This is a genomic window from Lactobacillus kalixensis DSM 16043 (genome assembly GCF_001434335.1).
In the GTDB taxonomy this organism is placed as follows: domain Bacteria; phylum Bacillota; class Bacilli; order Lactobacillales; family Lactobacillaceae; genus Lactobacillus; species Lactobacillus kalixensis.
On record NZ_AZFM01000020.1, the window covers coordinates 1 to 25256 of the forward strand.

The window sequence follows — 25256 nt, forward strand, 5'->3', positions numbered from 1 at the left end:
ATTATCTAAAAATATCAGGTCTAATCCTAGACGGAGCTTGACTTTACGTAGAAAAATGGTGCTAAGATTTTTCTCAGCACCATTTTTTTGCTTATTTTTGCTCATCTAATAACCAATCAATAATATTTAGCTTTTTAATGCCATCATAATTGGCAGTCCGATTGATTGTATCTAGCGTCAACAAATATTTTGGATAAGAGTCTTTAATTTCTTGAAGTGATCTCAATTCTCTTTGCAGAACTTTTTCATCTAAGGTTGTTAATGCAACTTGATAATATGATATTTCATTATTGGCATTAATTCCGACAAAATCTACTTCATATTTTTGACTTTTGCCTACATACACATTCTTCATTCGTCTGAGCAATTCCAAATAAACAATGTTTTCGATAATATGGCCGAAGTCTTCTTGATGATCTGGCAAAAGAATATTTCTAATTCCAACATCTACACCATAGTATTTACTCTGACTATTTAACAACTGTCGATCATGCACATCGAAGCACTTTGCTTCATACATCAGAAGACTATCTAGAATCCCACCTAAATAGCGATCAATCGTCTTATTACTTGTTGAATAGCCTGCACTCTTTAGTGTATTAGTCATTTTATTAATAGAAACCTGGCTACCAATGCTTGAATAGAGACTGCTGATTAGTCTCTCTAAAACAGGCGTATCTTTAATATTCAATCTTGAAACAATATCAGTTAGAACAATAGTTGAATATACACCTTGTAAATATTCATTTTTTTCTTGATCTGTTTGAAGAAACAAAGTGAACGGGAAAGAACTTTGAAGATACAAATTGAACATATCAGTATTGTCGGTAAACTGATCATTTTGTTTATGCCATTCTACAAATTCAGAAAATGATAAAGGCAGAATTTTGAGTTCGACATATCTTCCAGTTAAGAGTGTTGAAATTTCACTGCTCAAGAAATAAGCATTAGATCCAGTGATATATAGGTCCACATTGTCTTGTAGAAACAGCGAATCAACAACACGCTCAAAATTTTGAACATGTTGGATTTCATCTAGGAAGATATAGTTCATCTGGTTTGACGAAATATTTTCTTGTAAATAATTGTATAGTTTTTGATTATCTCTTAAATAATCGTATTTCATATCTTCGAAATTAATATTAATAATTTGTTCGTCAGAAACGCCTTTATTTTTAAGATATTCTCTAAATAAGTAGAATAAGGTCGATTTTCCCGCACGTCTAACACCAGAAACTACTTTAATTACTTTTTTGTCACACCAGCGTTTTAGAAAATCAAGATAAACTGGTCGATTAACAAATTTTTCCATATTTTGTCTCACCTCTTGCCTTATATTTTACATTTTTTTGGAGTCAACTCCAAACATCGGCTATTTTTTGTAAAAGTTTGGAGTTAACTCCAAACTTTTTGCTTTTTTTGGTATTATTTGGAATTAACTCCAAAGAAAAACGAGAGATATAAATCTCTCGCCTTCTTAGTATTTATCTTCATCTTGCAAAAGTTGCTTAGCAATTTGCAATTCCTTTTCTTGTTTTTCTGCCATTGTTGGATAAGCAAGTGGTAATTTCTTGAGTTGTTCAGTCAAAATATTTGACACAATTAAACGCGAATACCACTTATCATCTGCTGGAATAACGTACCACGGATTTTCTTCCGTTGATGTCTTATTGATGGCTTTTTCATAAACAATTTGATACTTGTTCCAATATTGCCGCTCGCGAATATCTGCAGCTGACAACTTCCAATTTTTCTCAGGGGTTTCAATCCGGGACATGAAACGGCGCTTTTGTTCATCCTTTGATAGATGCAAGAAGAACTTAAGAATCACGTATCCATTATCAGTTAAATACTGCTCGTAATCCCTGATTTCTCTGTAACGCTTTTCAAAAAATTCATCATTTACATCTTCTAAAGAATGAATCTCTGGCAAATTGTTGTTCAAAATAATAGATGGATGAACACGCGAAATCAGCACATCTTCGTAATATGAACGATTGAAGATGCCGATTTGACCACGGCTTGGCAATTTTTGGTTAATTCTCCAAAGAAAATCATGATTCAATTCCTCTGCTGTTGGTGTTTTGAAATTAGCAACGTTAAAGCCAACTGGATTAACACCCTCCAAAATATGCTTGATCAGACTATCCTTGCCAGCTGCATCCATCCCTTGCAAAACGATTAAGACGCTGTATTTGCGGCGAGCATTCATCATTGCTTGTGCCTTATTGATTTGCTTAACATTTTCTTTAACCTGCTTTTTGATCTTTTTCAGATCCTTACTAGAATCTTTGACAAAGGTTGGCGCATCCGCAATTTTAAAATTTTTTTCGGTATAGCAATATTGATTTGTATTCATTTACTTTTCCTTCCTTTTATTTACTTTAAGCCTTGGAAGGAAAAATAACCAATATTTAGCTTTTGGAATAATTTTCATTAAAGCAATTTGTAAAAAAATAGCGAATCTTTTATAATAAAAGCAAAGGAGCTAGTGAAGTGTCGGTTCACCAGCTCCCAAAGCAATTACATGTGACTATTTGGGTTAGCTAATCGTGGAAACGATTAGCTTTTTTGATTATTGCATATGCTTTGGCACAGTCTATTACAAAAGCTCCCAAAGCTACAATAATCATAGCCGTATCCACAATTTCCCTCCTAGTCTATCCATGTTCATCATAGGCTTTCACCTCCGCAATTACAAAATCTTTGAAGGTGCCGTAGCCCACGATGATAATTGCTAAATCTCGACGGTAGTTAGCCGTCATTTGAGACCTGGTTTTATTATATCGAACCCATGTTTATGGATCTATAAACTTTATTAAATTCTCCTAAGATTTGAATATCTGTAGGATTTTTTATTTTCTATCTGCCAAGAATGCTTCAGTAAGATACTTTTTAGGAAATGGCAATACTGTCATATTTGCATACTTTATTGTAGGCACCATCATCATTTCTATTAAATCAAAAATTTCTTCATTATTTAGTGTGCCTTGTTTCTCAACTTTTTCAATTTTTCGCACATGAAATCCTCTAGCAACACTTTGCTGTAAAGCATCAGGAATCCCACCAACAATATAATAGAAATCCTTACTATCTTTCCAATAACTAATATCAAACAATCCGCTAATATATTTAATTCTATTTGCAGTTTTGCGGGCAGTTACTAATTCTCCATTGTCAGCAGCTTCCTTCCAATCATCCATTAAGACTTTGTTAGGTAAAGTTACTGTATCTAAACGAAAAATCTTGTAGTAGTTTCCCCTAGAGTCTTCAATCATAAGTTCAATTTTGGGATCATCTAAAATACTTATCTTATCAAATGAAGTAACTTTATTAATTTCAAAATGGCTAGTATCACTAAACCTCATTTCATAAGCATTCTCATCAAACATCGCGTAATACTTGAATTGACGAATTTTTTCAGAAATTGAAATAATCGTTAATTCACCTTTATTCAAATCATATTTGATAATTAACTGATTGATCAAATTATAGAGTGTTGCATCTGGAAAACTATTCTCTGCATCTTCAACTGTAATATGTTGAATTATCGCTAGACTCTTTTCTTGATGTGGATCTACCTTATCTTTATTCTTATTATAAAATTCTTTATCATGAATTAATGAAATCGCCAAATCCCCTTCAGCTAGATCATCCTTATCCGCTAAAGTAACTTCTATTTTCAAAGACTTAAATTTATCTTTTAAATAGTTAATTAGTGCAACATGTTCTTCAGTTTCATCAATCAAGTAGATCTCATGCTTTTGACTGAATTCTACCAATTTGAATTTTAAATCTTTAACATAAGCTTGAGCAGTCATATCTAATTTTCTACGATCAACATCTTGGGTAATAAAAAACAAATTACTAAAATACTTAGAAAATTGTTGATTAAATTGATCAATTATATAAAACATTTTTCCAGATTTAGTATTGAGATATGCGTTTAATCTATTTTTACCTATCCTGCCTAACTTATCCTTAGCATTTTTATCAGCGAAGAATTTAGATGGAAACTTTGGTTTAGCGCCCTTAAATCTAGGAAGATTATAGTATTGCTCGCCATCTTCTTGATTACCTTTAAGAACATTTTTCATAGTATTATTAATAAAATCAATCTGATAAATAGCTTTTTTAGCGATACGCGTTTGGTCTTCTTTATCACTTGTAAACATTTTTTTATTAGTAAAAGTAGTCGACGAAATCCACATATTAAAATTTTGATTCAGTTTAACTTCATCTAGAGCAAATGCCTTTCTATTTCTTGTAGTTGGGACGAAAAATATACGATTATATTTACCTATCTTTTTAAATAACCTAGTTCCAGAAACCATATTAAAAAATAGCTTCAGCAAAATGTATTCAGATAACCCATCTAATCTAAACTTATCTAATTTATCAACTCTAGCTAAATTTTCATCTTTTTCTTGTAGTAAATTTTGTAATTCAGTAACTTTAAATGCATCTTTCTCACATAGCAAATATAGCTTCTTATCACTATACATCGCAGTATAGACGCTATCGCTTTTTTCACCCAAATCAGTTATTCGAGCGTAGCTAACACAGTACTCGTATTCATCACAAACTACTGAAAATACATCAAAATCTTCAGTAATTGCATTTGAATTTACTTTGGGTTTATTTAATTTTGATAAAGTGATTTCTACCATTATTCTTCCTCATTTAACAAACTAGATAAGCTGTCCACCACACTACGATTGAGAGTGCCATCGTTTTGGAATAGAGCTGGGTAATAAATAATCCAATCTTTTGAATTGCCTGGATATTCTTTACCTTCCCAATCATACAAGTTCACAATAACTATTCTCTTGGTCTTTAGACGCTCTAATTTATAACGTTCTTTTCTTTCAAAGGCTGCTTCTGATTCAAAATATGCTCTTTTACGTGAGTCAAAGTTTTTAACATCAACATAAATCTGCCGGATGCCACGTTTTAGAAAACCATCTACTAGTTCAAATTTATCTTTTTCTAAATCGCTCATATCGTGCCAATCTAAGCGATATTTTTCAGCCACTAGGGCAAAAATTTTTTCTCCAATCACACCCTTGTAGAAATTATTGAAAGCAGTTGGTGTTAACAAATATTGGTGCGGCTTTGATAAATCAACCATATATCCTTCATTTTGAAGTTTCTTCTTTATCCATGGATTCTTTTTAAAAATTTTTTGAAGCATTACATCGTATTCTTTAAAATCTAATAGCTTATCTACCTTCTTGGTCTTCTCCAGTTCAAGCCCGGTTAACTTAATAAAGTTATTATCCTCAAAGTGGTAGTAGTACTTCGTTACCGGCTTTCCAAATGTACAATACAAATAATATAGATTCTATTCTTTAATTTTTTGCTTATTCAAACTATCCAACATTGGATACTTGCCAACAAATTCTCGTAATTCCACCCACAATTTCTGTTGCTTTTCATTTAATGTAGGTAGATATTTTGCCCATTCAGTAATGAATTCATTATGCTGCGTTTCCATTTCATAAAATTTTTGTTTATGATCATTCAATGGAATTTGCTTCAGATTTATTTGTTGAATAACTTGATCAACTAGTCCCGTAATACGGTGATTCTTTATCAACTTAAATACGGCAAAACAATCTTCTGCATCTTCATTGAGCATCACATACGTATTCTTATTTTTAAAATTAGTACGCATCATACGACCTAGAGTTTATTCAAGGATTACTTCTTTTGCAATTAAAGCTGGCATCCCCGCACTGAGTTTCTCGATAATTCTATGATTTACAATGTACTTTTCGATATTTAGTTTTGCTTTCTTACGGCTAATATCACCATGATTAGATAGACTTTCCATCTCACTAATAACATTCAGAGTTTCTTTCACAATATTCTCTGAGCTGAAACCATGATACAAATGAGTTGGTGCTTCTAAGTATGTTCCATCAATATCTTTTTCTAGTTTTCTCTTCTGAGCAGAATCTAAGTTAATAACCATTGGATATTTCTTCAAAAAAGCCTCATTAATTGGGTACTGTAGGTTAACTCCTCGATCCATACTGTTAAATGATGTAATTAAAATGCAGAATTGTTCTTTTGACCAAATTCTTTTAATAATAGCAAGTTGATCATCATTTTTAGCAGAGATTTCTTTTACACAGTCACTATATTTCTCCAGTCCAACGAATTTCAGCAATTTACTAATAAATTCAACTTGCTGCTCTGAAGTCGTAGTATTTCGGTAAGTGATAAAAGATTGTAGTGAGGGATCAGACTGATTAAGCCTGCACATTTTAATAATTGCTTTGAAAAAGTCTAAATCTCTGAAAAAGCCAAAATCTTCCTGAACACTATAAGCCTGAAGATATTCATTATAAATGGATAGCAAATCTTCTGTAGTCTTTTTTTCAGAACATAAATCGGCAAAATATTGAAAGTATGAACTCTTTCCTGGAACTGGTTTAGTTTTGATCTTCTCAAGATGAACTTTTACTTTTTTCTTGTATTTTTCTCTTTGAAACGTATTTTCAGCGTTCAATATTTTCTCATCATTTGGATTGTTAATACACATATGTTTGACATTATCTTTTAACCATCTGAGATCAAAATTGCTGAAAATCGAATCATTTTTAGCTGTCGCACTAATGAATATGACTCTCCATTTATTAGCCATTTTTTGGATAAAATCTTCTGCAGAATAAGGTTCAGCAAAAAGGAAAACTTTTGTCCTCATGCTTTCGCGATGATTAGATTTGATTTTGATATAAGAATATCCAGAACTATAGTGAGTCTTATCAATTGAAAAGTTTGCCCGAAGACCTGACACTTGGTCTGCATCTCGCCTTTTCAAAAAGTTGTTGATCAAATAATTTACTAAATATCTTTCTTCCGGTCTAGTAGTCTGAATTACCGTTCTCAAAACAAAACTTAGCTCATCTTTTAACTCAAATGTCTCTTTATTATGAGCTTTTTTATCTTCCTGATAATCCATTGAAAATCGATACATTCGACCTATGAACATTTTTATAGCACTAGTAGTTTCTTTTAAGATTTTGTCCAATTTATGATAATTCCTATCTTTTTCAAGATTATCTCTAGTAGTAATGATGTTCTCGTTAAACTTCGAAATTACAATTAAATGTGAGTCACGAATTTATGCATAGATATTATCTTCTAACTCTAGATCTAACTCAAAAACTAAATTAAGATGATAATTTTCATTTACTTTATCGAAGCGTTTCTTAATTGATTCAAAAATTTCTTTTGACCCTTTAACTCTCTTAAACCTATCGGGTAAATCAGAGTAATTTAAAGAGTGATAAATTCTATTGAATAAAGTAAATAAATCTTCTGGCCGTTCTTTGTCAGCGATCTTATCGATTAAAGCTGTAGTTATGTTCTTTTTAATTGCATCTGATTCGTCTAAAAATAGCGTAGTATCTCTCTGCTCGCGATAAAGTTGCTCTAAATAAGTTTTATTACGTCCATAAAAAGTACTATGCCCTGCAAGTAGCTTTAAATCCGTCATTACAATGCAACTTTTGTCATTGATCTTGACATCAGGAAACATCTCTTCATACCACGGAAGTTCCTTCAACAATAATCTGATTTTATCTTCATTGGTCATTTTGGAATAATTCTCATGACTATTTTTAAAATCATTCCCAATTATTCCTTTTACATAACTCATCTTTTCTATCAATCCTTCTGACAGAAATTCCTTATCATCAGAATGTTGATTCAACGCTTTCTCGCCAAAATATTCTTTAGTTATTCCTAGTAAAATATTTTTGGTCTGTAGATATTGAATTGGCGTATTGTTATTGAAGTATTCCTTGATTGCCTTACTCTGCAAGAATACATCTGATTCACCTTTAGAATGTTTTTCTAAAAAATCAACGATCTGATCAGAAACAGACTTAAGAATCAGTATCTGCCCTGTATCTTCAGGAAAAGCTTTCTTTATTTGACTACCTACTTCATCACGATTGTTCTTTCTAGTCGTAACATAAATAGATAAACTTTTATCATCTTTTTTAATTTGATCAATTATTTGATGAATAACTGCATAACTCTTTCCTGATCCTGTTGCATCTTCTAGTACATACAAATATGGATAAATTTTTTCTTTATAAATTCTTTTTAAGACTTTCTGTATGGCATTAACTCTTTCTTCATGCATAACTTTGATGGTCTCCTTAATAAACTAACAAATATTCACACATCTTAGCATGCATTTTTCAATTACAGTAATAACTTACATTCATTGTTAACAAACTAAACAAAAAGTCTCAGAACTATTCCAATTAAGATAATTCTGAGACCTGTTATATTTTTGATGAGTAATTTTTTGAGAGAGATAAATTATTTTATTACGAATAGCATGTATATAGTTGGTGTATAGTTAAAGTTAAAGCATATTTAACTCGACTACAGGTGAAAAAATGACCTTCGTTTGGCCCTTCATCTTTGCTTATTCCATCGAAAAGACGATGCCTTTTTTACTCAACGGCAGTTTAAACTTGCGCACTTGGTCAGAAATCAACAAGATGTTGCGTCTATTAGCGCTAGCCGGTATTGCACTAGCAACTTTAGGCTTATATTTACGCTATGAATGGTTAATGGACATTGGAATAATCATATTAGCAATTGGAATTAGCGGAATAAAATTTTTAGTCGGAACAAATAAAAATCTACCTTCTATAACAACTTTAGTTTCCGGAATCGCAACTATCTTTTGTCTTATAGTGATGACTTTTCTATTATTAAAAGTTTCTGCAATTTATGGTTTTCTCTTCTTTGGGATGCTCATATTCTTAGAAACAATTTATGCCTGGATGATCGAAAAGGACCCAAAGACAAGTTTCAACAAAAACATTGTGATTAATAAACGGCAATACTTTATAGATTTTATTATTTTAATCACCTTCTTCATTGTTAGTATTTTCAAAAAAACTGGTCAAATATCTGACTTTAGCATTATCCTAGTTATCTTAGCGATTATTGGTATTACTATTGAAAAAAGTACACTCTTGAAGAAACCCGACCGCCCGATACGAATTTGGCTTGGTGGAATTAAAAATTACATTATCGTTTATACTTTACTTTTTGCTTTTCAGCAGGATAAAGCTATTTGGATTTTCATCATGTTTACCGAATTACTATTAAGCGGGATGTTAGCAAAAATAATCATTAAAAAGACCCACAACATAAAATTAACTCAAAAATTCACCATCACATTTTTCTTTCTTTTGCTAGGCTTGTTAATCACTTGTAATGAATTTGGATACTTATTTGGAATCGGACTAGTATTACTTTGCGACAGTCTATTAAACATTTGGAGTAAAGGAGTTGCACATGATGACACTAGTAATATTAGTGCCAAGCTTTCTTCACTTGGTTCATTATTAAATCAAATTATTTTATTCGGAACACTTGAAATTATTTCATATATCAAATTAGATAATAAATTAGCACTTTTAATGCCTTACTTAAGCCATCAGTCAGAGTTAGTTTATACTCCAGAAATGACGTATTTACGCTTACTTATGCTTATTATTTTCATCATCACTGGATTAGGCGCATATTGTTACATTCAAAAAGATCTATTTAAAAACAATTAATATGTTCATTAAAAAAGCATACCTTAGCTCTAGTGCCAAAATATGCTTATCTTTAATTAATATTCTAATTTTCCTTGATCTACGATAATATCAGGATTTAGATCAATCGCTTCACGACTATAGATCATGTCATGTACTTGCTTTTCAAAATTTGCGTATTGACTAGACTGGCTATACTGTTTAGCAGCAACTTTACTGTCAAAAATTTCAAAAATACGCCATTCGTTCTCAACGTCGAAGAAATTACCTGCAAGTACACCCTTTAGTCCAGGAACTTTCTCCATACTCTGTGATACTTCTTCGCGAAGTGCAGCTCCAAACTTCTTCAAATCTTCATCAACTAAGGTTAATTTTAAAATTCGAACATAATAGTCATTCTGACCAGCAACTCGCAACGGTTCATCTTTAGTTAGAATGATTTGCGGAGTTAATTCAAACACTTCACGCCCTATAACAGTATTTTTAGCTACATTACTAAATTCTTTGAATTGAGGTGAACTTGCATGAATTTCATAGCTGCTCTCATCGCGGTAACATTCAAGTACATAATTACTTGTCTTGGGACTATCGTCATTAGTTAAAGCCATGAAAAGCGTGCCAGGTTCTTTTTTAATTGATGTAGTCATATTTTTCTTGCCAACTTCTTGGAACCTAGCAACGTCTTTAGCATCAATATTTAAATGGAAAAATCTTAAAATCGTTGAATCATTCAATTTCATAATAGGCCTCTATGTATTGAAAACAATCTATCTATTCAAAACTTATTATAACCTACTTAATCCAGAGATTAGGCTAATATAGCCTACAAATTGCGATTGAAAACGCGAGAGAAAACTTTTCAACCGCGTTTTCAATCTTTTTCGAGCGATTTTTCAATCGCAAACGAGAGAAAAAACGGTTGAAAACTTAATCAACCGTGCTTATTTTCTTGAATATTTAGTTGCTCTTCCGTTACCTTCTTTTTCTAGATATCCTTTCTCAATTAAATGATTGATTATTTGCAATGCCTTAGTCCTGCCGAAGCTTGTGTCATTAACAATTTCTTTAGTCGATAATGGACCGCTATCAAGGACTTGATATATCTCATTTTCCTCTCTTGAAAGCTCATCTACGCTAATTTGTTTTACAGGCAGTACGATGGAAATAGAATTTTCATATGTATGAAATTGTGGTTTAACCAAGCTATTTTCGTATGAATCTACAATTCTTATAATTCCTGTCCCAAATTGTTCAATAAGACCTAATCTAAAAAATATATTGGCGATAATTGGATTACGTAAAATAGAAATTTGACCGTTCAAATATTCTTCTTTACTTAACCCCGCTGGCAATCCACCTGGTGAAGTTACTTCTATTTTGTCATCATACATTGACACTTTTGTCTGTGAATCGACATCCCACGTCCTATGGACCAAAGCATTAGCAATCGCTTCTCTAAATGCTTCTTCAGGAATTTGTGAAACAACTTTTCGATTTGATCCAATAATTTCTTCATGCTGATAATACTGTCTATATTTGGAAATTGCAGAATTATATTGTTCAAGAATTGAAATCTTCTCATAATTAGCACGATCTAACATAATATTGATGTTTTTACCAAAGCGAACCATATCGATTCCTCGAAATTGATTTTTATCAGCTAATAATGCTCCAGCATTGGTATATCCTTCAGACTTTTTATATAAGTCTAATGTAATTAACACATCTTCAGAAATTTTTTCGATTCCAAGATCTTTTTTCAATGTGCTTTCTAAGACAGAAAAAGTTAAGTCTTGTTGCTCTGAAATTAAGCCATCGAAAGTTCGTGCCTTTGAAAATGAATTAGTAATTGCTTCTCGCATCATTTTTCATCTCTTTTCTTTATTCAATAAATATCATTAAATTCAGATATTGTCCAAAGAATATACAATTTTTTTGAAGCGATATATCTTCTACAAACCTACCTTTAGTTAAAAAAACAAATTCAGCACCTTAACAGATACTGAATCTCCTTTTTAAACTTTTTCAATTGCAAGCGAGAGAAAAAACGGTTGAAAATTTAATCAACCGTTTTCCTCAATCTTAAAACTTCTTATCCCAAGCAGGAATTTGCTTATTACCGTAGAATTGCTTGTATAATTTCTTAGTTGCTTCAGTTTGGTAAGCTTTCACAACTTCACGGTAAATCTTCTTATTCTTGTCCTTAGTTCTTGCACAAATGATGTTTACCCATTGCTTTGAGTCTTTGTTCAATGGTTCAACGTAGATAGTTTGCTTTTCACCAAGACCAGCTGGACCAGCAAAGTCATTGTTAACAACAGCTGCGTCAACATCGTTAATTACACGACTAGTTTGTTCGGAAGCAACTTCCTTAATCTTGAAATTACGTGGGTTGCTTGTAATATCAGCTACAGAAACTAATGTCTTGCCCTTTCTCAATTTAATAAGACCGGCATTTTTCAAAACAAACAATGCACGTGATTCATTAGTTGGATCGTTTGGTACTACAATAGTTGCATTATCTGGCAAGCTACTTAACTTCTTGTACTTCTTTGAGTACAAACGAATTGGAGCAATGTAAGTATCACCAATTGCAGTAATTCCACCCTTGTTTGCTTTATTCCATTCTTTCAAAAATGCATAGTGTTGGAAAGCATTCAAATCAATATCACCAGACTTCAAAGCCTTATCTGGTTGATCATAACCATCGAAACTTCTAGTCTTTACAATAATGCCATAGTCCTTTTTAGCTCTTTTTGCGACACTTTGCCAAATCTTGATATCGCCCTTACTTGCACCAACAATCCCCACAGTAACAGTCTTTTCAGCTTCTGAATTGGCTGGCTTTGGTCCAAAGCTAAACCAGCTAACTACCGCTATTAATACCACTGCAATTGACAAAATTATAATATTACGTTGCTTCTTTTTTCTCATTTTTATTTCTCCCTGAAAAAACAAAAAGCACTCGCCCCTACTTAAAGGACGAATGCTTCGTGATACCACCTTTATTTACTACCCGCTTGCGCGCAATAGTCTCGCTAACTATCTGACAATAGTTTGCAGAGATAACGGCTGCAAAACCGACACTGACTAAATATCACCAGTATTGATCATTCTGAGTCCATGTTCATCAATCTTGTCCAATCGCCTCTCACCATTCAGCGACTCTCTGTAATAAACTACAATCGATTACTCTACTCGTCGAGATCTTTTTAATATTTGATTATTAATTTATCAGGTAAATTTCATCTTGTCAACACATTTTATAATTTTTATTTAAAAAGTTCATTTCCATAGTGATTTACAATTCTCGCCATAGTTGGTGCATCATGTCCACCACCAGGTTGGATGTAGTATTCAAGGTTATCACGATCGAATTGTGGCAGTCTCCACATTGCCCTGATTTGAGGTTCCATAGATCCGCTAGTTCCATCGTTTGATCCAACACCAGCCATGATCTTGAACTTCAAATTTGGATTTCTTCTTACAGAATTTGCCAGCACTTGCGCTATTCTTTCAGGCTCAGAAGAGCCACCATCTGAAGTTACTGTCCATGAATCACCAGCCATTGGCATGTAGTACTTGAAGTATGGTAAATCATATTGAAATACATACCAAGTAGTGATTGAACCCATTGAAAAGCCACCAAATGCACGGTGATTTCTTGATCTTTGAAGTTGTTTCTTAGTTGTGTTCTTGGCGTATGTCTTGTAGCGCTTTTCAACTGCTGGAACTAAATCGTTCATCAATTCAGTCTTGGCGAATCTTCTATTAAGAGGGTTATCGTCATAGTAGCTGCTTGAGACTTGTCTTGGACTTGGATAATAAGTTGGAAAAACTACAATAGTGTTTTTTAACCGACCCGAACGATTCAAATTATCAAGTGTGCGTTTGAAGTTACCTTCGCGATAAAGTTGGGACACGCCATTATTTACTTCGGTTGAGCCATGGAGTAAATAAAAGACATCATGCTTTTGATTAGCATTATAATTAGCAGGAAGATATACTAAAGCTCTCTTATTGTAGGTTCTACCTTTGTAACGGGTTTTATAAGTGATTTTCTGAGTTCGGCTACCATTAGTTGAATTGGTTGTTGCAGCTGAACTTGAATCACTTGAGTTTTGGCCAGAATTATTGCCGCATGCTGCAACAATTGCACCAGCTGCAATGACTGAAGTTAAAAAAGTCGCGATTCTTTTCTTTTTCATATTCTCATCATCCTATTTTTCTAGTCCTAAGCCGCTAAGCCAACTTCTTACTTTGGAATTATTGTTATCATAACGAATACCTTGCTTATAAGTTGCACCATCATCTTGAGCGAGTTGACGAATAATTTTAGCAGATAGTCCAAGTGGTGTGCTCATACTTGTAGTAAATGGGATTACAGTCTTACCACTGAAGTTGTATTTGTCAAACAAGGTGTGAATCAACATTGGAGGTCTTTGCCACCAAGTTGGGTACCCGATCAAAACAGTATTATATTTAGAAAAGTTGGGAATTCTAGTTGCTAAAGCTGGATGAATATTGTTACGAAGTTCTCGTTCACCACGCTTTACTGCAGAATCATAGTTTCCATATGCTTTAGTCGGGCGAATACGAACCATATCTGCACCTGTCTGTCTTTGGATATATTGAGCTGCCGACTTTGTTGTGCCTGATAATGAGAAGTATACAATCAATGTTTTGTTATTGCTATTTCCCTTTTGCACCCTAGCTGTTTTGGTTGAACTTGATGAACTAGCATTGGAATTACCATTTTGTGAACCTGATCTTGAGCAAGCAGAAAATACGAGCATTGCCAGCATCCCTAAACCTAAGACCAACATTTTTCTCCAGTTTTTTTATGTTTCATCTTAACTACCTCGCTTAATTCTTCTCTGATATTTCTTAACAACTAGAGTATATTTGCTTTTTTATGCAAAAAAAACTGCCAAATTAGCATATCATTATGCAGTTAGTGTATACTATTTTTAAAAAAGGGGATGAGTTAACGATGCTTGATTTAGAACTACTCGAAGAATTAGTAACTTTCAAAAAATACGGCACATTAAGTGCAACAGCTGAACATTTAATGATTACCCAACCTAGCGTAACAAGAGGAATGAAACGCCTCGAGCAAGAATTAGGTGTCACACTATTTGATCGAACAGTAAATCGAATAACATTAAACGAAACTGGAAAACTTGCAGCAGAAGAAGCAGAGAAGTTACTTCAGGCTGAAAATGATTTCACTGAAAAAGTTTTGAATTTCTCCAGAACGCAGAATTATATTAATATTGGTACTACTCTTCCAGGCCCTCTGGTTATTACCGATCAATATAAAGACCGTTTCAAAGAAAAAACAAATATTAACCATCAATTAATTTTAGAAAATAATGTGATCAGTTATTTAAGAAATTACAAGGAAAGATTGATTTTCACCACTGAAGATATTGAAACAGATGATATTGAATCAATGTATCTTGGGCAAGAGAAGCTTTCAATCAGAATTGACAAATTTAATCCTCTCTCTCAAAAAAAGAGCGTTACTTTTAAAGATTTAGCTGGGCTTAGCTTTTTGGTAGTGCAATCTATCGGACCTTGGAAGAAAGTTATCGAAAATAATATTCCGAATGCTAAGTTCCTTTATCAAGATGATCTAGCTGCTCTTGATGAATTGACACACTACTCTAACTTTCCAGTTTTCCGTAGTAATTTAACAATTAAATCTACTTATAAAGAACGTGATGATGACGATCGTATTCTGGTTCCAATTGAAGATGAAAATAACTTCTTAGATATATATGGTTCTTATTTACAATCTCAAAGAAGAATTGTGCAACCATATTTGAAACAATATATAAAAATCATGGAAGAATAGAAAAAACGATCTAGGTAGAAAAATTTTTCTGCTTTGGATCGTTTTTTGATTTATTTTTATCTATTTTATACCCCCTTCTCATGCCATGTTGGGGTATAATATAGATCTTTTTTAGAAAAAGAAAATTCTCAAATCACTTGAAAAATATCTTCCATAAATGTAAATTTCCATAGATAATTTTCGGCATCTATTTTTTCAAAAATCTCGTTATAACTATTTCTAAATTTAGAAATATTAATTAAAGCTTCTAAAATCCTCATTCATTTACAGTAATACTTCAATATAGTTCTGAACTTTTTTAGTAGTTTTGAAAATTTTTGCAAAATACATAAGCTTAGCAATATTTTTATTGGGTTTTGTAATGTATTGTTTAAATGCATTACCTATTATTTCAGGATCAATATGGTTTTGCGGTCTCAATATTTCTGCCATAGTCCGATCAAGTGAATAGGTTCTAACTTTATTTTTTTGTGGAGTTTTTATTGTTTCAATACCAAGGCTATAAGTTTTAGTTGTCTGTTGATGTGCGACAACCTGTTCTTTTAAACTAGAGTTTTTGTACCCTCTTGGAAAAGTCAGATCAATTTTATCTGGGACTCTATCACTAAGACCATATAAGTATAATGCTGAATTCAAAGATATTATTCCGCGTTTTAATCTTAACTGAATAGCATAAAACGAATCCTCTAAATGATTAGGACTACCATAGATAACTTTATCGATAAGTACTAAATTGTTATTTTTTAGATATTGTTTTATTTGTTGTCCAGAAAAATTTTCTTTTGTTAATTGTCCTCTAGAAATAACATAATTATTTTTCTTTAGCAGATCTTGTAGTATTGATTTATTAGCCATGTCAATCGCTCCCTTATACAAACGCTAGTTTAGCAAATATACGTTCTAATACAAGCGAACAAAATATTAAGTTTTTTAGAATTGTTGCTTATCTTTATTAATAGTTGTCTTATATATCCATATTATACCCCCTCTCATGCCATGCCGGGGTATAATATGGATCTTTTTTAGAAAAAGAAAATGCTTACCAACCAAATGTTGATAAGCAAATATTATCTATTAATGCTGTGAAGCACCCGTAGTAGTGTCCGGCTTTGGTGCTTCTTCCTTCTTTTCTTCAGCTGCCTTAGTTGAAGCACTAGTTGCGGCATCCGGATCAGAGTTACGACGATAAGTTGCACCAGTAGTCGCATCTTCATCAACTACCAACTTTTGCCCAGTAGTTTCACAGAAATATTTAACAAGTGGGTACAAATCTTGAACCCATTCGTAAATACCAGCATAATTACCGTTATCGTCTTCTACTCTCTTGTAGTAGTGCAAAACAAGTTCCTTTAAGTTACCGGTCGGAACAGGCATGTAAACATCATCGTGACCTGCTTCCTTAGTGCGAAGTGCGTGAACAACCTTCTTTGCATTAGGAATAACGTCACGGACGTCTGGGTGAATCGCCTTCATTGTGTCACCAACTTGTTCTGGCTTTCTACCAGCTTTCATCTTGTAGTTAGGATCTTGAGGACGGTTGTACCACAAGAATTGGTTGTTATCATCAACGAAAGTCAGCTCACCGATAGTATTACGCAGCATCCAATTAATTTGGTTAACTGTTAAAAGCCCTGAATCAAGCTTGACATAGTCGTTGCCTTCAGCTGCATTAACCTTCTTAGCTGCTTTATCAAGCCACTCTGGATCGTTCTTGTCGATTCCTTCAATTGTGGTGCCAGCAACTGATTTGCCAGTAGCTTCGAAATCTTCCTTCATATATTCGTCTTTGTTCATATCCTTAAGCCATTTTGGTTCTGCCATAATTTTTCCTCTTTTCTAAAAAGCACGGTTCTATTCAGATTATATTTTTGTGATCGCTTACACTTTTAACTAATTTCATTATATAACAATAAAATATTATAATCAATATAAATAATTATAGCGTAACACATCTTTTTCAGTTCTTGATTTGCAATAATAAATTCATGAGGTACATTATGGAAAAATTTGAAATAGAAAATTGGCAGCAGTTCGCTTTCCTTTTGACAAGGATCCTAGGTTCAAGCTATGAAATTGCCTTTTATGCAGATGACAAGAACATTTTCCAAACAAAAGATTTTGAAAATGTAATATCAAAAAATGACTTAAAAAAGCTAAAAAACAAAGCTGAAAACTATCAAATTATTACTAATAAAGCTAAAAAAATTATTACTTTCATTTTCTTCATCAAAGATGCTGAACAAAAAATTGTTGGTACATTTTTAATCAATCACAATGCAAGTAGCAACACGTCAGCAATTGATAAACTAATCAAGTCTCTGAACTTACAAGATTTCTTCCAAGAATCTACCAAGCGCAGTCAACGACTTGCTTTTTCTGACTCAATTGAAGATGTCATTTATAATGTCGTTGATCCTAAATTCTTAGATTCAAAAATGATCTTGACTCCTGATCAAAAGAAAGCAGTAATTAATAAGCTTTATGAACAGGATATTTTTTCGCGAAGAGGAGCAGTTTCGACCGTTGCCAAAGTTTTGCGTATGTCTGAGCCAACCGTATATAGCTATTTGCATAAAATCAAAAAAGGTAATTAAAATGGCCTAACTACTGATGATGATTCACCAGAGTTAGACCATTTTTTGATATTCTTACACTCTTATAAGCTAATTTTTCTTGCTAAATTTTCTACTGATAATATCTTTAACTTGTATTACTATTGGAGCCTTAAACATAATTATAAGCAGACAATAAATTATTATACCAACTAATACTTCTATTCCCATCATCATCCAGGTACCAGCAAAATTTCGGCTCATCCAAAATACGATGATAAACATAACTACGCTAGAAATAAAGTACTTCCAAATACCACGAAACAAAATTCTGTAGCTAAGTGAGTTTCTAACACACCATAATTGATACAGTGTTACAGTAGTCTCGGCAATTACTGTAGACCACATTGCTCCATTTAATCCCCAAAAATGAATAAATGGAATATTGATAATTAAATTTACCACAGCTCCAACTATTACGGAAATTCTATACTCTCTAACTCTATTAAGAGGAATTAAATATTGTACTCCGATTGCATTATTCCACGCAATCATCACAATAATAATTGATTCAATCATCATTGCCGGACCGACCGGATCATAACCAGGTCCATAATATTTAGGGACTAACGTGAGCGAAATTGCAGCTAGGCCAAACATCATTGAAAATGATATCCCAGAAACATAATTAAACGATTTATAAAGTAAGTTATTTACCTGTTTCAAATCACCCTTAGAAACTATATTAGAAACATGTGGGAGCATCACTGTCCCAGTGGCTGTGACTAAAGCTACAACTATTCTAATTAAACTATCTGAATATTGAAAGTATCCAGATTCTACTTCACTTACCATCCCACCCAACATTGTCTTACTTAATTGCCCATAAATTTGTGAGGCGATTTGTGGAATAAACAAACCGATCATCGGTAACACATGAATCCAAGGGGTTAGAGTTCGCATATTGATCTTTGTCAGTTCTTTTCTTAAATTTGGCCAAAGTGTCAAATTTCCAAGCAAAGTCGATATGGCTAAAATACTTATATACAATGTTACATCAGTTGGTTTTTTTACCAAAACAAATATAGCTATCATTGATAAAACTTTGACGATTGAATTTTTCAAAACTAATGCTTTAAAATTTTCAATACCTTGATAATACCAAGTTATATCAAAAGCAATCGCAATCAAATTTATTGATTGAGCCCACATATAAACTTTATTTCGAGTATAAAACATCATGAAAATTACAAACACTAAATATGTCAGTAACGTCATAACAATTCTAATAACTTGAAGTTCCCAAAAAGTCTGCGTTTTTTCACTTCGATTATGTCGCACATATGTTACCTGTCTGTTGCCATAATATGCAATCCCTAACCCACAGAATAAAAGAAAATATTGGATTATAGAATTAGTGAAAGCATTAGCACCCACTCCCTCTGGTTTAAGCACGCGTGCAATATAGGCAGAAGTAATTACTGGAACAATAATTGCAAGTATTTGATAGCCGATATTATATAAATAATTCTTAACTACTGTCATAAATTCTTTACCACATCATTTAAATTTACAATATAGTAACATCAAATTCTCATACAGTGTTGGACTGATTTGATATACCAAAAACGTCAAATATCTTACTGAGCCCTTTTTCCATCCCTTTTTTAAGAATAAAAGTCTATTTGATTTCTTGAACTCTTTTGAAATTGTTTCTTTAAATTGATCAAAATCTTCCAGTTCTTTGTTCTTATACAAATTGTTCAACACCCATATCAAACTGTTCACTTGATGCAGTTCAATAATTTCATGATCCGATTTAGATAATGGCAAATTCAATAATTTATGAAAGGTAGCGATGATTGTCATTTTATTGGAAAAATTTGAATTATGCATTGTGCTCTCAGCATTTTTTGGATAGTAATAGAGTTGCTGATTAGAAACATAAATTTTATCAATATGCTGACAATAATTCATATTGAAATACATATCTTCCATTATTTTTAGCTCTGGATCAAAAGAAAGATTATGATCTTGTATTATCTGCATAGAATAAATTTTATTAGCCACGGAACCCCATAAGTGTTGCGTCAGCCAAAATTCATAGACAAATTTATCCTTTGGAATTATTCCCTCAAAGGATGTCTTCTTAATGTTAAATCCATCTCCAGTAATTCCAACCACAGACAGCCCAACTCCGTCTTTGTTGTCATTTAAAACTTGCAAAAAATCTGGAAATACAAAATCATCAGCATCAATGAAAGTAACATATTCTCCATTAGCCAGCTCTAAGCCAGTATTTCTCGCAACAGACACACCTTGATTATCTTGTGAATAGACAACAATATTTAAATTGGGATAATTGTTAATAATTTCTTTTAAAATTGATAATGTTGCATCAGTCGATCCGTCATTAATAAAAACAATTTCAAAATTACGATATGTTTGGTTTTTTATACTGTCAAAGCATCTCTCAATATACTTTTCAACATTAAAGCAAGGAACAATGATACTAATCATTTGTAGACCTCTTTCTTATATTTTGTTCATAATAAGGTGTGATGGTAAGTGCCAAAAAGATGAATTGAACTGGTCTAATTCCTGCTTCCATCAAGCCACCTAAAAGAAAACAAAAATTTACAATTAATAAGACATTTGATGTTTGCAACTGATTCTTTTTTAAAAGGAAAAAGGTATAAGCTTGTAGTGCTAGATAAAAAAGTAGTGTTAAAAATCCACCTCTAAGTACTAAATCTAATATCTGATTATGAGCTGAAAACAAACTACCCCAAACTTCAATAATATCGGAATTGTTTCCCCACCCTAGAAATGGCTTTTGCAGGATTAATTCAACTGCTTTTTTCCAAAGTAAACTTCTTCCAGTAAAACCTCCGTCGCGTCCCATCGCTTCTGTTAAACTTGTGATCAACGCACTTTGGTCATTAGACATAATAATCATAAAGAAGAGAATTATATATAACGTAAAGAATATCCAGGGGTTATATTCAATTTTTAGCAAATATCCTACATTTACTAGAATAATAAAAATACAAATAATTAAGCTTCCGGTTGCCGACCCAATTATGAATATACTTATCAAACTAATTAAATTAAAGATGTTAATTCTTGGGGTAATGAAAAAATAGTCGTAATAATATACAAACTTTAGTCTTTTCATCGAGTAGTCTCTACTGTATAAAAAATAATTTATACCTAATAACGTCAGTAAATTATAGGCAACGCCATTGTCATATCCCAAAAAATATAGTGGATTCCTCGTATTAGTATAAAGATTGGCAAAAGGTAGGCCGCCTGGATAGATTATTAAAAATATAAAATTAAAAATTAATAATTGTCAGTGTAGCCAAAATTTTAAAAATGATTTCAAGAACTGTATCAATCTCTCCCCTTTCAAGGCCTAACTCTATCAACATTGGCAAAGCCAACATAGGTAAAAGGTTGGTATACGCTTCTGTGTCTGTCAAATTATTGAGAACAGATGATGCTAATAAACACCCATTCATTAGTATTATTAGTAATAAAACCTTAGATATTCTTTTTTTTCTAAAAAAAAGATAGAAGATACACAACGTATTGAGTAATTTAAAAATAGAAGACAAATCATAAATGATTGTTAGGCCACTGATATATTTCAGAGAATATGGCATAAAAAAGGGAATCAATAAAAAATACAGAGACTTTTTACTCCGCATGAGCTTTTTAGTCAATATACTGATCCCCCTTTATACTGTTTTAGTTATGTAAATATTTTAGGTATTTTTGATGAAGTTCTGACGCAATTTCTTTATTATCCAATATTTGTAGCGAATACTTTTCTTTTTCACTCAAATAATGCTTATTATCGGTGTGTGCCAAAATTTTATCAGACCAATCTCCACTACCATTTTTTAAAGATAAGCGATGAATTTTTGATGTAAGTTGTGCCGCGTCAGGTATCGTATCAGATATATAAGACATCAGACCATTAGCTTGCGCTTCAGCTAAAACAAACGAAAATCCTTCAAACCGACTAGGTAAAAAAAACATCCATTGCTGAAAGCCACTTATAAACATCATCAATATTCCCAATAAAAAATACTTTTTCATTTAAATGAAGTTGTTCAACCTGTGCTCTTATTTTATTTTCGAGTTTCCCAGTTCCAATTAATATCAAGGCTGAGTTGGGACGTTTCTGCTCTATTTTTTTAAAAACATCTACCAAAAATTCATGGTTTTTTTGATAATTAAAATGTCCAACATGACCGATTACAAAAGTATCCTTTTCTATTCCTAATTTACTTCTAATTGCAGATCGATTAAGATTAGAAAATTCAAACTTTTTTAAATCAATCCCATTATGGATAACTTCAAAATTCTTAGATCCAAAAAGCCATTTTCCTGCTTCTTGACTACATGCCAGCGCATGAGTTTTGTTTTTCAAAAACACTGGTTTCAACATATTATTTAAGAATTTATGACTGCAAGTAGTATTATGACTGTGTGCAATACGAACCTGCACTCCAGCAGCCTTAGCAGCCAAGATTTCTACTGCCATCAGCGAACTACTACCGTGCACATGAACGATATCAAAGTTATTCTTCTTTATATAGTTAAGTATTTTGAAAAAATAGCCAACTGGATTTTTAGATCTACCTTCAATAACTATTAATGATTTATTAGACTGTTTGAGAAGCTTTTTGAAAAATGGAGAAACTTTATATGGAGAGAGTATATAGCAGGAAACTTCATTATCAATTTGCATCTCTGTCATTGTATCTATAATAAATTTAGTTATTCCGCCTGCATTTACTCCACTAGTTGGAATGTGCAGGATTTTTATTTTTTGCTTAAACTTATTTCCCTTCTCCATTTGAAAGCTTTATAATATCCTCTCTAAGTTCATTTACAAAAATATCATTGTTTGATTTAAAAGATTTATATTCCTTTTGCTCAACATTTCTTATTGCTTTAATTAGTTCTGAAATGTGATCAACTTCTTCAATATAACCAAGATCAAAAAATATAGAAACAATCTCTTTTTGATGATCATCAACGTGTTCGTTAAATTCGTTTTTTCTAGGAATTGCGATAACTTTTTTCTCTTTCTTAAGAGCTGAAACAATAACTCCTGTGCCACCATGACAGATTACAATATCTGCTTGATCAATATACTGATCAAATTTATCTTTCTCAATAAAGTCAAAAGTTGGAAAGCTACCAACTTGATAAGTACTGTAGCCTACTTGAGCTATAATTTCATCAGTGATTTTTCCGTCTTTTTTTAAATTATCTAACTCTTCTAATAATCTATTAAATTGAAATTTTTGCGTCCCTAAAACCACGAATATCATAATGACCTCTCCTTAATATATACTTCCAACATATTTTGCTTTAGGGAATATTTTCTGCATTTCTGGCCACTGCACATAGAACACATCTGCAATTTTATACATTAACTTCCCTGTTAAGGTTGGAGAATTTACTTTTGCAAACGATTCAATATAGATAACTTTTTTTTTGAATATTTTAGAGATAACGCATAAAGGAATAGTCGACAACACTCCCGTAGACACCACAACATTTGGTTTTACTTTCAAAAAGATGAAAAAACTATAAATGATGTTATAAAGGAGCGGAAAAATAAAGAACAAATTGTTACGGTTAACTTGCTTAGTAAAATAAACTGGAGCTGCATTAAAACTGCTGTTGTACTTTGTCTTCTCAGTTACAACAACACTTTCATATTCTTCAAACAAGTTCTTGAGCATTAACATTTGTTCGAAGTGACCTCCAGATGATGAAGTAAAACAAATTTTCATTTTTTGTTCGAGCTTTTCAAAAAAATCATCAGAGTAGCTTCATCCAGCAAAATAAAAAACACTTACCAATTGATAAGTGTCCCAAAAGAAGTATTCTACTTTCTCAAAGTAAATTCTAATCGTACCGGATTATGATCAGCATACTGATAATCAGTATTAATATTAACCGCCGTTGCTTTAACATTCTTTGAAACAATAAAACCATCTCCAACCGTTTGATAATTTACCTTAGGCTTATATGGCATGTCAGTTGAACGCACTGTTGCCACTTTTTCACGATTTTTCGCCTTCACCATTTCAACCCCCTTAGGCAGCATCATCGGATCAAGTACAGATACCCAACCTGGAACTTTTTCTTGATGATCAAAATGATGAAGCATATCGCGACCCAAAGCGTGATTGAAGTCACCACCAACAATCACATAATTGCCTTGATTGTATTCTTTTTCAATTACAGATGATAACAATTTCATTTGTGCCTTACGCATTTTGCCACCCTTATCGTAAGCTGACATATGCGTATTGATCAGAATCAATTGCTTGCCATGACTAGTTGGAATTTTCATCACTACAAAGCAGCGATCTAAGTCCGTAAACTTAGTGATCAAATTACTGGTGACCGGATATTTTCTCCGTACACTGCTATCAATATGATACTTGCTCAGAGTAAGTAGACCTGACTGAACGCTCCCATGAGGATCATAGATTGGATAAAATAAGTAGGCCGAATGGAAATTATTGGCAAACACACTGCCATCTCGCTTAAAAGCCTCTTTCATCATTCGCACTTGGTTAACGTAATAGTTTCTAGTTGAATGCGTATCAATTTCTTGAAACATCATAAAATTCGCATTCTGTCGGTGCATCGTCTTAATCACGCCATCAGTTGACGCAAGCACCGCTTTCTTTGAAAATGCAGTTCCGTGAGTGCCATGCGTCTTCTTGCCGTCCTTCAGTTCTCCCGCATCCATAAAGAAGTCAAACTTCTGATTATATGCGCCAAAGCCAACGTTATAAGTAATCGCAGAATATTGCTTACCTACTTGTAATATTTGCTTAGGATTATTCTTCACCTGCAAACTTTTATGGTCTGGAATTCGATAATAATGCATTTGCATATATGCAAAATAAACTCCAAAAACAATTAAAAAGATTGCAAGCAGACTTAAAATTACAATCCCGATTCTTTTTAAAACTTTCATTCTCTCCGTCTTTTTCTAAAAAATTTAGGTAATATTTTTATCATACCTAAATTTTGATCATCATTGTGTTTTTTTCTAAAAATAATCTCAATTTCGGAATTAACGGAATCTGGTGTCATATGTTGCTCAGAAATTGCACCAGTCTGTAGATCTAATTGCAGACTTCTATCAGCTACACCACGGATTTCTTTTAAAGCAAAATGTCTTGTCTGCATTGCTGGTACTGCATTAAAGATTACTTC

Annotated in this window: 27 protein-coding genes and 1 other annotated feature; of the genes, 3 read left to right on the forward strand and 24 right to left on the reverse strand. The window is 32.5% G+C overall.

Annotated features, from left to right (window positions below; genetic code table 11):
- Positions 1-91 precede the first annotated feature (91 nt).
- The 7 genes from FC46_RS06520 to FC46_RS06550 form a co-directional block, all read right to left on the reverse strand.
- The gene (locus tag FC46_RS06520) at positions 92-1312 is read right to left on the reverse strand and encodes an ATP-binding protein (RefSeq protein WP_057799012.1); all 1221 of its coding nucleotides are present in this window, start codon (positions 1310-1312) and stop codon (positions 92-94) included.
- Positions 1313-1477: 165 nt separating this feature from the next.
- The gene (locus FC46_RS06525; protein WP_057799014.1) at positions 1478-2359 is read right to left on the reverse strand and encodes a PPK2 family polyphosphate kinase; all 882 of its coding nucleotides are present in this window, start codon (positions 2357-2359) and stop codon (positions 1478-1480) included.
- A 496-nt stretch (positions 2360-2855) separates the two neighbouring features.
- Positions 2856-4670: a hypothetical protein gene (locus FC46_RS06530; RefSeq protein WP_057799016.1), complete on the reverse strand. Its 1815-nt coding sequence runs from the start codon at positions 4668-4670 to the stop codon at positions 2856-2858.
- Positions 4670-5332, reverse strand: a complete 663-nt coding sequence (locus tag FC46_RS06535) for a hypothetical protein (RefSeq protein WP_057799017.1) — start codon at positions 5330-5332, stop codon at positions 4670-4672. The genes FC46_RS06530 and FC46_RS06535 overlap by 1 nt, the downstream gene beginning before the upstream one ends.
- A gap of 12 nt (positions 5333-5344) precedes the next feature.
- A complete protein-coding gene (locus FC46_RS06540; RefSeq protein ID WP_057799019.1) occupies positions 5345-5680 on the reverse strand; it encodes a hypothetical protein in 336 nt (111 codons plus the stop codon).
- Between the two features lie 12 nt (positions 5681-5692).
- On the reverse strand, positions 5693-7039 hold the full coding sequence (locus FC46_RS06545; RefSeq protein WP_057799021.1) for a hypothetical protein: 1347 nt from the start codon (positions 7037-7039) through the stop codon (positions 5693-5695).
- Positions 7040-7132: 93 nt separating this feature from the next.
- Complete coding sequence (locus FC46_RS06550) at positions 7133-8161, reverse strand: DEAD/DEAH box helicase family protein (RefSeq protein ID WP_057799023.1); 1029 nt, start codon at positions 8159-8161, stop codon at positions 7133-7135.
- A gap of 262 nt (positions 8162-8423) precedes the next feature.
- Between FC46_RS06550 and FC46_RS06555 the strand changes: the two genes are divergently transcribed.
- The gene (locus tag FC46_RS06555; protein ID WP_057799024.1) at positions 8424-9602 is read left to right on the forward strand and encodes a hypothetical protein; all 1179 of its coding nucleotides are present in this window, start codon (positions 8424-8426) and stop codon (positions 9600-9602) included.
- 56 nt (positions 9603-9658) lie between these two features.
- Here the strand turns inward: FC46_RS06555 and FC46_RS06560 are convergent, their stop codons facing one another.
- From FC46_RS06560 to FC46_RS06580, 5 genes are all read right to left on the reverse strand, one after another.
- Positions 9659-10321 carry a putative quinol monooxygenase gene (locus tag FC46_RS06560; RefSeq protein ID WP_057799026.1) on the reverse strand — a complete coding sequence of 221 codons (663 nt, stop codon included), beginning with the start codon at positions 10319-10321 and terminating at the stop codon, positions 9659-9661.
- A 201-nt stretch (positions 10322-10522) separates the two neighbouring features.
- Entirely contained in the window at positions 10523-11446 is a 924-nt protein-coding gene (locus FC46_RS06565) for an ATP-binding protein (RefSeq protein WP_157046795.1), read from the reverse strand.
- A 217-nt stretch (positions 11447-11663) separates the two neighbouring features.
- Positions 11664-12515 (reverse strand): MetQ/NlpA family ABC transporter substrate-binding protein, encoded by an 852-nt coding sequence (locus tag FC46_RS06570; protein ID WP_057799027.1) that lies wholly within the window; start codon positions 12513-12515, stop codon positions 11664-11666.
- Between the two features lie 41 nt (positions 12516-12556).
- Positions 12557-12795, reverse strand: a binding site (T-box leader).
- Positions 12796-12853: 58 nt separating this feature from the next.
- A complete protein-coding gene (locus tag FC46_RS10035) occupies positions 12854-13789 on the reverse strand; it encodes an alpha/beta hydrolase (protein ID WP_083478028.1) in 936 nt (311 codons plus the stop codon).
- 12 nt (positions 13790-13801) lie between these two features.
- Complete coding sequence (locus FC46_RS06580; protein WP_057799029.1) at positions 13802-14407, reverse strand: flavodoxin; 606 nt, start codon at positions 14405-14407, stop codon at positions 13802-13804.
- A 167-nt stretch (positions 14408-14574) separates the two neighbouring features.
- Between FC46_RS06580 and FC46_RS06585 the strand changes: the two genes are divergently transcribed.
- The gene (locus FC46_RS06585; RefSeq protein ID WP_057799031.1) at positions 14575-15441 is read left to right on the forward strand and encodes a LysR family transcriptional regulator; all 867 of its coding nucleotides are present in this window, start codon (positions 14575-14577) and stop codon (positions 15439-15441) included.
- A 264-nt stretch (positions 15442-15705) separates the two neighbouring features.
- On the opposite strand, the gene FC46_RS06590 is transcribed toward FC46_RS06585, so the two are convergent.
- Entirely contained in the window at positions 15706-16296 is a 591-nt protein-coding gene (locus FC46_RS06590; protein WP_057799033.1) for a type IV toxin-antitoxin system AbiEi family antitoxin domain-containing protein, read from the reverse strand.
- A 219-nt stretch (positions 16297-16515) separates the two neighbouring features.
- On the reverse strand, positions 16516-17262 hold the full coding sequence (locus FC46_RS06595; RefSeq protein WP_057799035.1) for a PAS domain-containing protein: 747 nt from the start codon (positions 17260-17262) through the stop codon (positions 16516-16518).
- Positions 17263-17438: 176 nt separating this feature from the next.
- Here FC46_RS06595 and FC46_RS06600 point away from each other — a divergent pair, with 176 nt between their 5' ends.
- The gene (locus FC46_RS06600; RefSeq protein WP_057799036.1) at positions 17439-18035 is read left to right on the forward strand and encodes a helix-turn-helix domain-containing protein; all 597 of its coding nucleotides are present in this window, start codon (positions 17439-17441) and stop codon (positions 18033-18035) included.
- 69 nt (positions 18036-18104) lie between these two features.
- Here the strand turns inward: FC46_RS06600 and FC46_RS06605 are convergent, their stop codons facing one another.
- The 10 genes from FC46_RS06605 to FC46_RS06650 form a co-directional block, all read right to left on the reverse strand.
- Positions 18105-19538 carry an oligosaccharide flippase family protein gene (locus tag FC46_RS06605; RefSeq protein ID WP_057799038.1) on the reverse strand — a complete coding sequence of 478 codons (1434 nt, stop codon included), beginning with the start codon at positions 19536-19538 and terminating at the stop codon, positions 18105-18107.
- A 15-nt stretch (positions 19539-19553) separates the two neighbouring features.
- Complete coding sequence (locus tag FC46_RS06610) at positions 19554-20513, reverse strand: glycosyltransferase family 2 protein (RefSeq protein ID WP_057799041.1); 960 nt, start codon at positions 20511-20513, stop codon at positions 19554-19556.
- Positions 20506-21171: an O-antigen ligase family protein gene (locus tag FC46_RS06615; RefSeq protein ID WP_057799044.1), complete on the reverse strand. Its 666-nt coding sequence runs from the start codon at positions 21169-21171 to the stop codon at positions 20506-20508. Before FC46_RS06615 ends, FC46_RS06610 begins: the two co-directional genes overlap by 8 nt.
- Before the next feature lie 160 nt (positions 21172-21331).
- The gene (locus FC46_RS10330) at positions 21332-21721 is read right to left on the reverse strand and encodes a hypothetical protein (RefSeq protein ID WP_057799046.1); all 390 of its coding nucleotides are present in this window, start codon (positions 21719-21721) and stop codon (positions 21332-21334) included.
- Positions 21722-21746: 25 nt separating this feature from the next.
- Positions 21747-22040 (reverse strand): glycosyltransferase family protein, encoded by a 294-nt coding sequence (locus FC46_RS06625; protein ID WP_057799048.1) that lies wholly within the window; start codon positions 22038-22040, stop codon positions 21747-21749.
- Positions 22024-22863, reverse strand: a complete 840-nt coding sequence (locus FC46_RS06630) for a glycosyltransferase (RefSeq protein WP_057799050.1) — start codon at positions 22861-22863, stop codon at positions 22024-22026. The genes FC46_RS06625 and FC46_RS06630 overlap by 17 nt, the downstream gene beginning before the upstream one ends.
- Complete coding sequence (pssE, locus tag FC46_RS06635) at positions 22847-23344, reverse strand: PssE/Cps14G family polysaccharide biosynthesis glycosyltransferase (protein ID WP_057799052.1); 498 nt, start codon at positions 23342-23344, stop codon at positions 22847-22849. The genes FC46_RS06630 and pssE overlap by 17 nt, the downstream gene beginning before the upstream one ends.
- 12 nt (positions 23345-23356) lie before the next feature.
- Entirely contained in the window at positions 23357-23812 is a 456-nt protein-coding gene (gene pssD, locus FC46_RS06640) for a PssD/Cps14F family polysaccharide biosynthesis glycosyltransferase (RefSeq protein WP_057799054.1), read from the reverse strand.
- A gap of 95 nt (positions 23813-23907) precedes the next feature.
- Positions 23908-25014: an endonuclease/exonuclease/phosphatase family protein gene (locus FC46_RS06645; protein WP_057799056.1), complete on the reverse strand. Its 1107-nt coding sequence runs from the start codon at positions 25012-25014 to the stop codon at positions 23908-23910.
- On the reverse strand, positions 25011-25229 hold the full coding sequence (locus FC46_RS06650; RefSeq protein WP_057799058.1) for a hypothetical protein: 219 nt from the start codon (positions 25227-25229) through the stop codon (positions 25011-25013). The genes FC46_RS06645 and FC46_RS06650 overlap by 4 nt, the downstream gene beginning before the upstream one ends.
- Positions 25230-25256 lie beyond the last annotated feature (27 nt).